Genomic DNA, 14,563 nt, shown 5'->3' with positions numbered 1-14,563 from the left:
GCAGAGGATTTGTCCCTCAGCTACCTCTGACGGGAATAGGCGAAATGACTGACTCACTTGAAATGCGTGCCCTGATTGTCGACTCGGCTAACGCGCCGCTACGCTTGGCTTCCATTCAACGACCGGTGCCTGCAGCGGGTCAGGTGTTGGTGAGGATCAAGGCCAGCGGGGTGAACCCGCTGGACGGGAAAATCCGCGCGGGTCAGGCTGCCCATGCGCGTCAGCCTTTACCGGCGATATTGGGCATTGATCTCGCGGGAACCGTTGAGGCCTTGGGGGAGGGCGTCAATGGATGGCTGCCGGGCGATGAGGTTTATGCCATGGCCACCGGAATCGGCGGTGTGCAGGGCTCACTGGCTGAATTCGCCGCAGTCGATGCACGGTTGCTGGCGCGCAAGCCGGGCAATCTGAGTCTGCGCGAGGCGGCGGGATTGCCGTTGGTACTGATTACGGCGTGGGAGGGCTTGGTGGACCGGGCTCGGGTGCGAGCGGGTCAGAAAGTGCTGGTTCATGGGGGCGCGGGTGGTGTTGGCCACGTTGCCGTACAAATAGCCCGTGCCTTTGGTGCCGAGGTATTTGCCACAGGCTCCGAGAAACAGCAGGCAAACATCGAGGGTTTCGGCGCGACGTTCATCGATTATCGCAAGACGTCTGTTGAAGACTATGTGGCGGAGCATACGGGCGGGGAGGGCTTCGATATCGTCTATGACACGGTGGGCGGTGAAACCCTTGATGCATCGTTCAAGGCTGCGCGCGTTTACGAAGGGCACGTGGTGAGCTGTCTTGGATGGGGGCAGCACAGTTTGGCGCCGCTTTCGTTTCGCGGGGCAACCTACTCAGGCGTGTTCACCTTGTTGCCGCTACTGACGGGCAAGGGACGTGAGCATCACGGGGAGATTCTTCGGGAGGCGGCACTGTTGATTGAAACGGGTAAGCTCAAGCCGTTGGTTGATCCTCGGCAGTTCACATTGCAAACCGCTGAGGGAGCCCATGAGCTGCTCGTTTCGGGAGCTGCCCAGCGGCGGTTGGTGATTGAGATTTAGCTCAAGGCTTCAAGGACGAAGTCCAGTCGATCCTGGCCGAAGAACAGCTGATTGCCAACAAACATGCTGGGTGCACCGAAGACGCCGCGTTGCACCGCTTTCTCGGTGTTGTCCTTGAGCACTGCCTTGACTTGCTCATCAGCCGTCAGGGCCAGCACCTCATCTGGATCGAAACCGTTCTGTGTCAGCACTGATGCGACGGTCGCCAGGTCATCGAGGCTGCGGCCATCAATCCAGAGGGCGTGAAACAGGCAGTCGATGAACGCCTGAAAGCGTTCGGGGTGGCGCAATTGCATGCCAGTGACGGCACGCATGAGCATCAGGGTGTTGATCGGAAAATGCGGGTTGTACTTCAATGGCACACCGTAACGTTTGGCGTAGCGGTCCAGGTCCTGAAACATGTAGCTGCCCTTGGCCGGGATGGTCGCCGGGGAGGCATTGCCAGTGGCTTTGAACACACCGCCCAGCAGCATTGGTACGTAGATCAACTGGCTGTCCGTCTGCTCGCAGATCTTCGGCAGTTGTGTGTAGGCAAGGTAGGTGGCGGGGCTGCCGAGGTCGAAAAAGAACTCCACGGTTTTGCTCATGGTCGATGCACTCTAATTATTGTTGTGGGGAGGGCTTACCAGCGTTCGTTCCAGGGGCGCAGGTCCAGCTCGAAGGTCCATGCGTCCCGGGGCTGGCTGTGCAGGTACCAATAATTCTCGGCGATGTGCTCGGGGTTGAGGATGCCATCCTGGTCCTTGGTCGCGTACTTCTCGGGAAAGCTGTCGCGGATAAAATCGGTATCGATCGCACCGTCGACGACGACGTGGGCAACGTGAATATTCATCGGCCCCAGTTCACGAGCCATGCTTTGCGCCAGGGCACGAATTCCGTGCTTGGCTCCGGAAAATGCCGCAAACCCCGCTGCACCGCGCATGCCGGCGGTAGCACCGGTGAACAGGATCGTGCCGCGTTGGCGCCTGGCCATGCGCTTGGCCACTTCACGGGCGTTGAGAAACCCTGAGAAGCAGGCCATTTCCCAGATCTTGAAATACTTGCGGGCCGTTTCTTCGAGAATGCTGCAAGGCACATTGGCGCCGATATTGAAGACGAACGCTTCAATTGGGCCGATCTGGCTTTCGATCTGCTCGATCAGCGCAATCACATCCTCTTCCTTGCGCGCATCGCAGGCAAAACCGTGTGCTTCACCACCATCGGCCTTGATGGCATCCACCAAGGGCTGCAGTTTGTCTGCGCTACGACGGGTGACGCAGACGACAAATCCTTCCCGTGCAAAACGTTTGGCAATGGCGCCGCCCGTGGCATCCCCTGCACCTACAACCAGTACGACCTTCTTATTATTCATGGGTAGATCCCTTTGCTAAACGATCGTTAACTGAACGAACGTTATGCTACGATTTGGCAGGCGTCAAGGCGATCAAATTCTGAGGGCAAGGCAATGCGTTACTCGGCCAATCACAAGCAGGAAACCAAAGAGAAACTACTGGAAAGCAGTGCGATATCGGCCAAGAAGTCCGGTTTTTCCACGGTGGGTGTCGACGGCTTGATGAAGGCGATCGGCTTGAGCGGCGGGGCTTTCTACAGCCACTTTTCATCAAAGGATGAACTGTTCGCCTCAATTGTCGAGCGTGAGCTATGCCAAAGCCTGGAGCGATTGGGCGCTGACCAGGACCGCGACAGATTCGAACGCTGCCTGAAGCACTATCTGAGCATGGCCCATGTCGAGCACCCTGAGTCCGGTTGTGCTTTGCCGGCATTGGGAGCCGAGATTGCCCGCTCAGACGTGGTGGTTCGTCAGCAGGCGGAACACTGGATCTGTCGGCTTCAGGAGAGTTGGGCGCGGGTTCTGGAAAGCGACAGCCTGGCCTGGGCGATTCTGTCGCAATGCATCGGTGCGCTGGTTGTGGCGCGAATGCTGGCGACTCCAGACATTCAGCGTGCAGTTCTGAAGTCCAGTTACGATGAGATTGGCCGCCAGATCGCGGGTCCACGAACCTGACAAGGCGGCATCAACCTATTTGCAGATGACGATCATGCTGCGGCTGGTATAGCCGGCGGGGTTGAGACCAAACGGATAATCGCCCGGTTCCTCCACACCATCTCCCGATTTGGCGATGACTTTGTATCCCTTGGGTGTACACGAGTTGGCTGCGCTGGTGTAGCACTTGTCCCAGGATGACGACAGCCCCGAACAGTTGATATGCAGTCCTTTTTTGCCGCGTTTGGTATGCGTTTCCGATGTCGCCGCGCAGCCCGCAACTGCAAGTACGGCGATCAGTATCAAAATTCGTTTCATTGCTGTCCTTAATAGCGTCCCCGGATCTTTGTGCCCGGGTCTGGCTGTTTTCGCTTTTTGCTCGAAGCGTTCTGATATCCCTATCCTGAAAAATCCATGTCTGACACTGGGTTGCGGGCCTAAACATGGCCTAATTGAGCGGCAAATACCAGACCCTCGTCAAATCCGGTATCAATCCGCTGCGACCGCAGGCTTGGCGGCACTCCCCATGGTCATGGTTGCGCCAATGGAAGCCAGAATGATGCACATGATAGCCATCCACTGTGACAGTGAGAGGTATTCCTGGAGGAACAACAATCCGGACAGTGCGCCGATCGCGGGTTCAATGCTCATCAATGTGCCGAAGGTCCGGGTAGGCATCCGTGTGAGGGCGACCATCTCCAGTGTGTAGGGCAGGGCGGTGGACAATAGGGCGACGCCGATGGCCACGGGGATCAGCGATGGAGTCAGCAGTGCGGCACCGGCATGGACGATGCCGATGGGGGCGACGAACAGTGCGGCAATCATCACCCCTAATGCTGCGGTCTGCACGCCATTGTCGGCGCCGGCCTTCTGGCCAAACAGAATGTACAACGCCCAGCAGACACCCGCTCCCAAGGCGTAGCCGGCACCTACCAGGTCGATTCCGGCTGTCGTTGCCCCTGTTGGTATTAATAGCAACAAGCCGGCGGCGGCCAGGGCGATCCATAAAAAGTCGATCGCGCGACGAGAGGCATAGATGGCTACCGCCAATGGTCCGGTGAACTCCAGCGCTACCGCGATACCCAGAGGGACAGTGCGCAAAGACATATAGAAGAGGAAGTTCATGCCGCCCAGGGCCATACCGTAGACGATGACGGTGCGCAGGGATTTTGCGGTGAGCTTCGCCCGCCACGGTCGCAGGAGTAGCAGCATGATCACGCTGGCGAAGATCAGTCGCAGGGTAGTGGTCCCTTGAGCGCCGACAATGGGGAACATGCTTTTGGCCAGAGAGGCACCGGACTGGATCGATGCCATGGCTATCAATAGCAGGCCGACCGAAAAAAGGGTCGAGGCAAGGCTGCGGGGATGATCATTCATTGCTAGGCATCGTCCAAAGTAGGAAGCGAGAGTGTTGTTCTTTGTATTGGGCAATATACTGCGCATTCATGACGGTGGCGTCTATATATAAGCAGTGATTTTGAGCGTCTTGATAGAAAAGCCAAATTAGGGGTTGACGGCAGATTCTGGAAGTCTATAATTCGCCCCACTTCCGGCGCAGTCGAAACGGAAAACTCCTTGGTAAACAAAGAGTTACGCAGCTTTCGGCAGTGGCTTGCTTCAGTTCATCGAGGCCTGGAAGGAGTTGGTAAGGCCGTGTGTTTTCGTCTTATTGACGATTCGATCTTCTCGGTCGAAAGCGGTGAAAAAGAGGTGTTGACAGCAGCGAGTAACGCTGTAGAATTCGCCTCCCGCTAACGAGAGATCGGAAGCGCAAGTGGTTGAAGTTGCAGAGGAAACTTTGAAAACTTATGAAAATAACCGCTTGACAGATACAGAGGACGCTGTAGAATGCGCGCCTCGGTTGAGACGAAAGATCTTAACCACCCGCTCTTTAACAACTGAATCAAGCAATTCGTGTGGGTGCTTGTGGAGTCAGACTGATAGTCAACAAGATTATCAGCATCACAAGTTACTCCGCGAGAAATCAAAGATGTAACCAACGATTGCTGAGCCAAGTTTAGGGTTTCTTAAAAACCCAAAGATGTTTGAACTGAAGAGTTTGATCATGGCTCAGATTGAACGCTGGCGGCAGGCCTAACACATGCAAGTCGAGCGGCAGCACGGGTACTTGTACCTGGTGGCGAGCGGCGGACGGGTGAGTAATGCCTAGGAATCTGCCTGGTAGTGGGGGATAACGCTCGGAAACGGACGCTAATACCGCATACGTCCTACGGGAGAAAGCAGGGGACCTTCGGGCCTTGCGCTATCAGATGAGCCTAGGTCGGATTAGCTAGTTGGTGAGGTAATGGCTCACCAAGGCGACGATCCGTAACTGGTCTGAGAGGATGATCAGTCACACTGGAACTGAGACACGGTCCAGACTCCTACGGGAGGCAGCAGTGGGGAATATTGGACAATGGGCGAAAGCCTGATCCAGCCATGCCGCGTGTGTGAAGAAGGTCTTCGGATTGTAAAGCACTTTAAGTTGGGAGGAAGGGCAGTTACCTAATACGTAATTGTTTTGACGTTACCGACAGAATAAGCACCGGCTAACTCTGTGCCAGCAGCCGCGGTAATACAGAGGGTGCAAGCGTTAATCGGAATTACTGGGCGTAAAGCGCGCGTAGGTGGTTCGTTAAGTTGGATGTGAAATCCCCGGGCTCAACCTGGGAACTGCATTCAAAACTGTCGAGCTAGAGTATGGTAGAGGGTGGTGGAATTTCCTGTGTAGCGGTGAAATGCGTAGATATAGGAAGGAACACCAGTGGCGAAGGCGACCACCTGGACTGATACTGACACTGAGGTGCGAAAGCGTGGGGAGCAAACAGGATTAGATACCCTGGTAGTCCACGCCGTAAACGATGTCAACTAGCCGTTGGGAGCCTTGAGCTCTTAGTGGCGCAGCTAACGCATTAAGTTGACCGCCTGGGGAGTACGGCCGCAAGGTTAAAACTCAAATGAATTGACGGGGGCCCGCACAAGCGGTGGAGCATGTGGTTTAATTCGAAGCAACGCGAAGAACCTTACCAGGCCTTGACATCCAATGAACTTTCCAGAGATGGATTGGTGCCTTCGGGAACATTGAGACAGGTGCTGCATGGCTGTCGTCAGCTCGTGTCGTGAGATGTTGGGTTAAGTCCCGTAACGAGCGCAACCCTTGTCCTTAGTTACCAGCACGTAATGGTGGGCACTCTAAGGAGACTGCCGGTGACAAACCGGAGGAAGGTGGGGATGACGTCAAGTCATCATGGCCCTTACGGCCTGGGCTACACACGTGCTACAATGGTCGGTACAGAGGGTTGCCAAACCGCGAGGTGGAGCTAATCCCACAAAACCGATCGTAGTCCGGATCGCAGTCTGCAACTCGACTGCGTGAAGTCGGAATCGCTAGTAATCGCGAATCAGAATGTCGCGGTGAATACGTTCCCGGGCCTTGTACACACCGCCCGTCACACCATGGGAGTGGGTTGCACCAGAAGTAGCTAGTCTAACCTTCGGGAGGACGGTTACCACGGTGTGATTCATGACTGGGGTGAAGTCGTAACAAGGTAGCCGTAGGGGAACCTGCGGCTGGATCACCTCCTTAATCGACGACATCAGCTGCTCCATAAGTTCCCACACGAATTGCTTGATTCATTGAAGAAGACGATAAGAAGCAGCCCGAAATTGGGTCTGTAGCTCAGTTGGTTAGAGCGCACCCCTGATAAGGGTGAGGTCGGCAGTTCGAATCTGCCCAGACCCACCAATTTTTGTGTGGGATCCTGTAGCAATACGGGGCCATAGCTCAGCTGGGAGAGCGCCTGCCTTGCACGCAGGAGGTCAACGGTTCGATCCCGTTTGGCTCCACCACTACTGCTTCTGATTGTGTAAAGCTTAGAAATGAGCATTCCATCGCGAGATGGTGAATGTTGATTTCTAGTCTTTGGCTAGATCGTTCTTTAAAAATTTGGGTATGTGATAGAAAGATAGACTGAACGTTACTTTCACTGGTAACGGCTCAGGCTAAGGTAAAATTTGTGAGTTTAATCGCGAATTTTCGGCGAATGTCGTCTTCACAGTATAACCAGATTGCTTGGGGTTATATGGTCAAGTGAAGAAGCGCATACGGTGGATGCCTTGGCAGTCAGAGGCGATGAAAGACGTGGTAGCCTGCGAAAAGCTTCGGGGAGTCGGCAAACAGACTTTGATCCGGAGATGTCTGAATGGGGGAACCCACCTAACATAAGTTAGGTATCTTAAGCTGAATACATAGGCTTAAGAAGCGAACCAGGGGAACTGAAACATCTAAGTACCCTGAGGAAAAGAAATCAACCGAGATTCCCTTAGTAGTGGCGAGCGAACGGGGACTAGCCCTTAAGTGGCTTTGAGATTAGCGGAACGCTCTGGAAAGTGCGGCCATAGTGGGTGATAGCCCTGTACGCGAAAATCTCTTGGTCATGAAATCGAGTAGGACGGAGCACGAGAAACTTTGTCTGAATATGGGGGGACCATCCTCCAAGGCTAAATACTACTGACTGACCGATAGTGAACTAGTACCGTGAGGGAAAGGCGAAAAGAACCCCGGAGAGGGGAGTGAAATAGATCCTGAAACCGTATGCGTACAAGCAGTGGGAGCCCACTTTGTTGGGTGACTGCGTACCTTTTGTATAATGGGTCAGCGACTTATTTTCAGTGGCGAGCTTAACCGAATAGGGGAGGCGTAGCGAAAGCGAGTCTTAATAGGGCGTCTAGTCGCTGGGAATAGACCCGAAACCGGGCGATCTATCCATGGGCAGGTTGAAGGTTGGGTAACACTAACTGGAGGACCGAACCGACTACCGTTGAAAAGTTAGCGGATGACCTGTGGATCGGAGTGAAAGGCTAATCAAGCTCGGAGATAGCTGGTTCTCCTCGAAAGCTATTTAGGTAGCGCCTCATGTATCACTGTAGGGGGTAGAGCACTGTTTCGGCTAGGGGGTCATCCCGACTTACCAAACCGATGCAAACTCCGAATACCTACAAGTGCCGAGCATGGGAGACACACGGCGGGTGCTAACGTCCGTCGTGAAAAGGGAAACAACCCAGACCGTCAGCTAAGGTCCCAAAGTTATGGTTAAGTGGGAAACGATGTGGGAAGGCTTAGACAGCTAGGAGGTTGGCTTAGAAGCAGCCACCCTTTAAAGAAAGCGTAATAGCTCACTAGTCGAGTCGGCCTGCGCGGAAGATGTAACGGGGCTCAAACCATACACCGAAGCTACGGGTATCACTTAGGTGATGCGGTAGAGGAGCGTTCTGTAAGCCTGTGAAGGTGAGTTGAGAAGCTTGCTGGAGGTATCAGAAGTGCGAATGCTGACATGAGTAACGACAATGGGTGTGAAAAACACCCACGCCGAAAGACCAAGGTTTCCTGCGCAACGTTAATCGACGCAGGGTTAGTCGGTCCCTAAGGCGAGGCTGAAAAGCGTAGTCGATGGAAAACAGGTTAATATTCCTGTACTTCTGGTTATTGCGATGGAGGGACGGAGAAGGCTAGGCCAGCTTGGCGTTGGTTGTCCAAGTTTAAGGTGGTAGGCTGGAATCTTAGGTAAATCCGGGATTCTAAGGCCGAGAGCTGATGACGAGTGTTCTTTTAGAACACGAAGTGGTTGATGCCATGCTTCCAAGAAAAGCTTCTAAGCTTCAGGTAACCAGGAACCGTACCCCAAACCGACACAGGTGGTTGGGTAGAGAATACCAAGGCGCTTGAGAGAACTCGGGTGAAGGAACTAGGCAAAATGGCACCGTAACTTCGGGAGAAGGTGCGCCGGTGAGGGTGAAGCATTTACTGCGTAAGCCCATGCCGGTCGAAGATACCAGGCCGCTGCGACTGTTTATTAAAAACACAGCACTCTGCAAACACGAAAGTGGACGTATAGGGTGTGACGCCTGCCCGGTGCCGGAAGGTTAATTGATGGGGTTAGCTAACGCGAAGCTCTTGATCGAAGCCCCGGTAAACGGCGGCCGTAACTATAACGGTCCTAAGGTAGCGAAATTCCTTGTCGGGTAAGTTCCGACCTGCACGAATGGCGTAACGATGGCGGCGCTGTCTCCACCCGAGACTCAGTGAAATTGAAATCGCTGTGAAGATGCAGTGTATCCGCGGCTAGACGGAAAGACCCCGTGAACCTTTACTATAGCTTTGCACTGGACTTTGAATTTGCTTGTGTAGGATAGGTGGGAGGCTTTGAAGCGTGGACGCCAGTTCGCGTGGAGCCAACCTTGAAATACCACCCTGGCAACTTTGAGGTTCTAACTCAGGTCCGTTATCCGGATCGAGGACAGTGTATGGTGGGTAGTTTGACTGGGGCGGTCTCCTCCTAAAGAGTAACGGAGGAGTACGAAGGTGCGCTCAGACCGGTCGGAAATCGGTCGTAGAGTATAAAGGCAAAAGCGCGCTTGACTGCGAGACAGACACGTCGAGCAGGTACGAAAGTAGGTCTTAGTGATCCGGTGGTTCTGTATGGAAGGGCCATCGCTCAACGGATAAAAGGTACTCCGGGGATAACAGGCTGATACCGCCCAAGAGTTCATATCGACGGCGGTGTTTGGCACCTCGATGTCGGCTCATCACATCCTGGGGCTGAAGCCGGTCCCAAGGGTATGGCTGTTCGCCATTTAAAGTGGTACGCGAGCTGGGTTTAGAACGTCGTGAGACAGTTCGGTCCCTATCTGCCGTGGACGTTTGAGATTTGAGAGGGGCTGCTCCTAGTACGAGAGGACCGGAGTGGACGAACCTCTGGTGTTCCGGTTGTCACGCCAGTGGCATTGCCGGGTAGCTATGTTCGGAATAGATAACCGCTGAAAGCATCTAAGCGGGAAACTAGCCTCAAGATGAGATCTCACTGGGACCTTGAGTCCCCTGAAGGGCCGTCGAAGACTACGACGTTGATAGGTTGGGTGTGTAAGCGCTGTGAGGCGTTGAGCTAACCAATACTAATTGCCCGTGAGGCTTGACCATATAACACCCAAGCAATTTGTGAACTCGAAAGAGGCCAGATTGCGGTGTGTGAAGACGAAACGAACCGAAAGTTCGAGTACAAACACACAAATCTATCGCATACCCATTCGCTGGCGCGTGATCTCGCAAGAGAACACGAACTGGCTACCGAATTTCTTGACGACCATAGAGCATTGGAACCACCTGATCCCATCCCGAACTCAGCAGTGAAACGATGCATCGCCGATGGTAGTGTGGGGTTTCCCCATGTGAGAGTAGGTCATCGTCAAGATTAAATTCCGAAACCCCTATCTGCGTATGCAGGTAGGGGTTTTGTTTTGTCCGCAGGAAAGTGACGCGACGAAAAGGGATAGCCCAACGGCTATCCCGGCATTATCAGTGAAACTTCGGCAGTACGAATTCAGCGATCTCTTCAATCACCTCGGCAACCGGTCTTTCGCTACGACGCAGGTGCAAGCCAACGTGCTGCACACCTGCCTCGCGCAAGGCCTGAAGCTCATCGATCAATGCCAGCCTCCCGCAGCTGCCACCGAATCGCACGCGCCGCATTGGCGCATGAGGATTGGCGGCCAGATCCAGGTGAACGAAGCTGATGTACGGTTTATCGCCACCGACCTCCCGCCACAACCCCACTCGACGCAGATGCTCATCCGGAGTGCCGGGGTAGGCGAGCCATCCATCCATGTGTTGACCAATCCATGCCGGAGATTGCTGACCAAGACCGGCCACCAGCAAAGGCGCCGACTGATCACGTTCCGGAAGCAAGCGAGCCCCCTCAGGCAGTCGCCCTTCACCCTGGTTGCGCAACAGCTCAACTGTATCGCGAAAGATCTCTCCCCGCTGAGCGTAGTCCACTCCAAACAACGGATATTCCAGCGGTCGGTCGCCACTGGCTACACCCAGGAGCAGGCGTCCATCACTCAACTCATCGACACTGTTGGCTGCCTTGAGCGTGAGCCAAGGCTGCCGCAGCGGCAATACAACGGCCGCTGTGCCGAGCATGATGTTGTCCGTAATCCCGGCCAAGTAACCCAGATAAGAAAAGGTTTCGAAGACCTGTGCCGCATCGCCAAAATTGGGATCGTAAACCGGCACATCACGGACCCACAGGGCGCGAAAACCCGACTTGTCGGCAAGACGCGCTATGGCTGCATGCTGCTTCAGGTCGGGAACACCAAATGGCCTGTCCTCGGCTATCCGCAGACGCTGGCCATCGCTGGACCAGTCGTTATCCAGAGGTAGTTCTAGGCCGATGGAAAACCCTGTCGAGCCAAGTAATCGCTTAAATCTTGGATGCATGTAAAAACTCCAAAAAAACAAAATGGAATGACATGCACCCAGTATCTACAGCCGCTCCTGCAAGAAAAATGCATGAATCGGAATATCAATCTTGATTCAAACGCACGAGTCATAAAAAAGCCGACCGTCGTTTTGGCCCTCAAGGACAACCCTTAGAGAAAATCGCACTAAAGTGACCGCACAGTTTTTGGTATGGTGCAGCTCGTTTTTTAACGGACTGATTTCAAGCCTACGGATCGGCGTGTCCTTTTATCGTCAAAGAGCTGCTGCAGAAATGCCTGAACCGATACCGATCAAGGACCACGAAAAAGAGACGCGCCTGGTCAATAAAAGACTGATGGCTTGCGCCTTGTTCGTCGTCGCCATTACCTGCGCGCTGGTCGTGCGGATGTACGTCCTGCAGGTGGTCGAGTACGACTATCACTCGACAATCTCCGAAAACAACCGCGTCCATGTCCTGCCGATCACCCCCACCCGCGGATTGATCTACGACCGCAATGGCGTAGTTCTGGCAGACAACCGGCCCAGCTTCAACCTGACCATCACCCGCGAACGCGCCACTGATGTCAAAGAGGAACTGGATGAGGTCGTCAACCTGCTGCACCTGCCGGCCGAAGACCGCTCGCTGTTCGACAAGGCCATGAAGCAGGCGCGGCATCCGTTTGTACCGGTCACCTTGTTCTATGAACTCAGCGAAGAACAAATCGCGACACTCGCGGTAAACGAGTTCCGCTTGCCCGGGATCGACGTCGAACCACAGTTCGTTCGTCACTACCCGATGGGCGCGCACTTCGCGCATTCGATCGGCTACGTCGGCCGCATCAACGAGAAGGAATCCAAGGCCCTGGATACGGTGGAATACCGTGGCACTCAATCCGTCGGCAAGACCGGTATCGAAAAATTCTACGAGTCAGAACTGCACGGCCATGTGGGTTACGAAGAAGTCGAAACCAACGCACAGGGCCGTGTGTTGCGAGTGCTCAAACACACCGATCCAGTCCCCGGCAAAAACATTGTCCTGAGTCTCGACGTCAAACTTCAGGAAGCTGCCGAGGACGCGTTGGGTGATCGTCGCGGTTCCGTGGTTGCACTCGATCCATCGACCGGCGAAGTGCTGGCCATGGTCAGCAAACCCAGTTTCGACCCGAACATGTTCGTGACGGGTATCAGCTTCAAGGAATACGCGGCGCTGCACGACTCCATCGACCGGCCGTTGTTCAACCGCGTCTTGCGCGGTCTCTACGCACCAGGATCAACCATCAAGCCGGAAGTGGCGATTGCTGGCCTGGATGCTGGGGTCGTGACCCCGCAGACTCGTGTCTTCGATCCTGGTTATTACCAACTTCCGGACTTCGATCACAAATACCGCAACTGGAACCACAGCGGCGACGGTTGGGTGGACATGGACGCGGCGATCATGCGCTCCAACGACACCTACTTTTACGACCTGGCCCACAAGTTGGGCATCGATCGCCTCCACGACTACATGGCCATGTTTGGCCTCGGTGAGAAAGTCTCGCTGGACATGTTCGAAGAGTCTGCCGGTCTGATGCCGTCCCAGGCCTGGAAGCGCGCCACGCGCCGTCAGCCCTGGTTCCCGGGCGAGACCGTGATCCTCGGCATCGGCCAGGGCTACATGCAGGTCACGCCGTTGCAACTGGCCCAGGCCACTGCGCTGATCGCCAACAAGGGCGTCTGGAACCGACCACACCTGGCCAAGACCGTGGACGGTGTCGCACCGGTGGATGAGCACCCGATGCCAAACATCCTGTTGAAAGACCCGCGAGACTGGGAGCAGGTCAACCACGGCATGCAGATGGTGATGCACGACGCGCGCGGGATTGCCCGAGCTGCAGCGGCGGGGGCTCAGTACCGCATCGCCGGCAAAAGTGGTACCGCGCAAGTGGTGGCGATCAAGCAGGGCGAACGCTACAACCGGGCGAAAACCCTGGAGCGTAACCGCGACAACGCCTTGTTTGTTGGCTTCGCCCCGGCCGAACACCCGAAGATCGTCATCTCGGTGATGATCGAAAACGGTGAGGCCGGTGGTCGCGTCGCCGGCCCTGTGGTGCGGCAGATCATGGACGCCTGGTTACTCGATCAGGATGGCCACCTGAAGCCGCAATATGCTGTACCGAGCAAAGCGCCAGGCGACCCTCACGTCTGATCGATCAAAGCTTCACAGCACAGGCTCACGAATACTGAGCATGTGCTGGAAGCTTTCGAGGAATACGGTTTCGGCCTGGCTCATCTTCTGTTCACGATTCCACAACAGCTGGATATCGAAATCCACCACCCCGTCTTCCGGCGGCAAACGCCAGAGCAAACCTTGTTCGACATCCCGCCGCACCAAGTGCGTCGGCAGGCAGCCAATGCCGTAGCCTGCACAGATCAAACGGTAAATCTCTTCGAAACTCGTCGATGAAGCGACGATCTTGCCAGTAAAGCCTTGCTGGTCGCGGAACAGCGTCAGCGGAGAAAGGTTGCCGCCCAACTGGTCACTGGTGAAGCTGACGAAGTTCTCTGCGGCGAGCTGTTCCAGGGTCAGATTCTCTTGCCCGAACAGCCGATGGCGCTGGCCGCAAAAGTACGCATAACGCTCGCGAAACAGCACCCGCTGTTCCAGACGCGGCTGCGGTAAACGACATAGGCCAACGCCAATGGTCGCCGTCTTTTGCAGCAGTGAACTGATGATGTTCGAGCTGCCCATCACTTCAACTTCCAGCTCGATTTTCGGGTGCGTTTCATGGAAGTCGGCGAGGAACTCATCGTAGTGCCGCGCCTGTACGCCGCTGACGGTGAGGATGCGAATCTTGCCCACCACGTCGTCGTGGCGACTCTCCACCACCGTTCCCAGTCTAGAAATATCACCGTAGATATCCGCCGCAATGCGCAGGACTTCTTCCCCGGTTTCTGTCAGATCGAACCGCCGACCGCTGCGGGCAATCAGCACACATTCCAACTGTTCCTCCAGTCGTTTAAGCGCCTGGCTGACGGCCGACTGGGTGATGTGCAACCGCGCCGCAGCGCGGCTCATGCTGCCTTCCTGACCAATCACCAGGTAGGTGCGCAACAGGTTCCAGTCGAGGCGGTCATTGAGAAAACGGCGACCTACCCAAGGGTTCGTGGTGGAGGGCATAAAATTCCATGTAGTAGCAATGCTAATAGTAAAGATAAGAATATGAAAATTGACTAATCCTGGCATGGAAGCGATAAAGCCCACAAGCGCCACAGAGCGCAACCGTCATCAGCCTTCAGTAC

At 55.1% G+C, this 14,563-nt stretch carries 9 protein-coding genes, 2 tRNA genes and 3 rRNA genes; 8 read left to right on the top strand and 6 right to left on the bottom strand.

The features are described from left to right. Nucleotides 1-44: 44 nt before the first annotated feature. Nucleotides 45-1,043, top strand: coding sequence for a zinc-dependent alcohol dehydrogenase family protein (locus ACYZUD_RS14075; protein ID WP_462024546.1), 999 nt, complete (start codon nucleotides 45-47; stop codon nucleotides 1,041-1,043). Here the strand turns inward: ACYZUD_RS14075 and ACYZUD_RS14070 are convergent. Together ACYZUD_RS14070 and ACYZUD_RS14065 are read right to left on the bottom strand one after the other, a co-directional pair. Next, entirely contained in the window at nucleotides 1,040-1,630 is a 591-nt protein-coding gene (locus ACYZUD_RS14070) for a 2-hydroxychromene-2-carboxylate isomerase (protein WP_462024545.1), read from the bottom strand. The two genes, ACYZUD_RS14075 and ACYZUD_RS14070, sit on opposite strands and share 4 nt — an antisense overlap. 35 nt (nucleotides 1,631-1,665) lie before the next feature. Then, the gene (locus tag ACYZUD_RS14065; RefSeq protein WP_462024544.1) at nucleotides 1,666-2,394 is read right to left on the bottom strand and encodes an SDR family oxidoreductase; all 729 of its coding nucleotides are present in this window, start codon (nucleotides 2,392-2,394) and stop codon (nucleotides 1,666-1,668) included. 93 nt (nucleotides 2,395-2,487) lie between these two features. Here ACYZUD_RS14065 and ACYZUD_RS14060 point away from each other — a divergent pair, with 93 nt between their 5' ends. Continuing rightward, complete coding sequence (locus ACYZUD_RS14060) at nucleotides 2,488-3,048, top strand: TetR/AcrR family transcriptional regulator (RefSeq protein ID WP_462024543.1); 561 nt, start codon at nucleotides 2,488-2,490, stop codon at nucleotides 3,046-3,048. A gap of 15 nt (nucleotides 3,049-3,063) precedes the next feature. Here the strand turns inward: ACYZUD_RS14060 and ACYZUD_RS14055 are convergent, their stop codons facing one another. Both ACYZUD_RS14055 and rhtA read right to left on the bottom strand, forming a co-directional pair. Further along, nucleotides 3,064-3,345 carry a hypothetical protein gene (locus ACYZUD_RS14055; protein ID WP_462024542.1) on the bottom strand — a complete coding sequence of 94 codons (282 nt, stop codon included), beginning with the start codon at nucleotides 3,343-3,345 and terminating at the stop codon, nucleotides 3,064-3,066. 171 nt (nucleotides 3,346-3,516) lie between these two features. Further along, on the bottom strand, nucleotides 3,517-4,404 hold the full coding sequence (rhtA, locus tag ACYZUD_RS14050) for a threonine/homoserine exporter RhtA (RefSeq protein WP_462024541.1): 888 nt from the start codon (nucleotides 4,402-4,404) through the stop codon (nucleotides 3,517-3,519). A gap of 670 nt (nucleotides 4,405-5,074) precedes the next feature. Between rhtA and ACYZUD_RS14045 the strand changes: the two genes are divergently transcribed. The 5 genes from ACYZUD_RS14045 to rrf all read left to right on the top strand — a co-directional run bounded on the left by ACYZUD_RS14045 (nucleotide 5,075) and on the right by rrf (nucleotide 10,274). Next, nucleotides 5,075-6,613: ribosomal RNA gene (locus tag ACYZUD_RS14045) — 16S ribosomal RNA — on the top strand. 82 nt (nucleotides 6,614-6,695) lie between these two features. Next, nucleotides 6,696-6,772: transfer RNA gene (locus ACYZUD_RS14040), tRNA-Ile, on the top strand. Nucleotides 6,773-6,800: 28 nt separating this feature from the next. Beyond that, nucleotides 6,801-6,876, top strand: a tRNA-Ala gene (locus ACYZUD_RS14035). 235 nt (nucleotides 6,877-7,111) lie between these two features. Further along, nucleotides 7,112-10,003, top strand: a 23S ribosomal RNA gene (locus ACYZUD_RS14030). A gap of 155 nt (nucleotides 10,004-10,158) precedes the next feature. Next, nucleotides 10,159-10,274, top strand: a 5S ribosomal RNA gene (gene rrf / locus ACYZUD_RS14025). The 16S, 23S and 5S rRNA genes sit together here with 2 tRNA genes alongside, the layout of an rRNA operon. Before the next feature lie 104 nt (nucleotides 10,275-10,378). Here rrf and ACYZUD_RS14020 read toward each other — a convergent pair. Beyond that, nucleotides 10,379-11,302 (bottom strand): TIGR03571 family LLM class oxidoreductase, encoded by a 924-nt coding sequence (locus tag ACYZUD_RS14020; RefSeq protein WP_462024540.1) that lies wholly within the window; start codon nucleotides 11,300-11,302, stop codon nucleotides 10,379-10,381. Between the two features lie 274 nt (nucleotides 11,303-11,576). On the opposite strand from ACYZUD_RS14020, the gene mrdA reads away from it, so the two are divergent. Next, on the top strand, nucleotides 11,577-13,469 hold the full coding sequence (gene mrdA, locus ACYZUD_RS14015; protein WP_462024539.1) for a penicillin-binding protein 2: 1,893 nt from the start codon (nucleotides 11,577-11,579) through the stop codon (nucleotides 13,467-13,469). A gap of 12 nt (nucleotides 13,470-13,481) precedes the next feature. Here the strand turns inward: mrdA and ACYZUD_RS14010 are convergent, their stop codons facing one another. Beyond that, the gene (locus ACYZUD_RS14010) at nucleotides 13,482-14,441 is read right to left on the bottom strand and encodes a LysR family transcriptional regulator (RefSeq protein WP_462024538.1); all 960 of its coding nucleotides are present in this window, start codon (nucleotides 14,439-14,441) and stop codon (nucleotides 13,482-13,484) included. Nucleotides 14,442-14,563: the final 122 nt, after the last annotated feature.

This window comes from Pseudomonas sp. XS1P51 (assembly GCF_054897845.1).
This window is presented reverse-complemented; position numbering and strand designations above follow the sequence as displayed.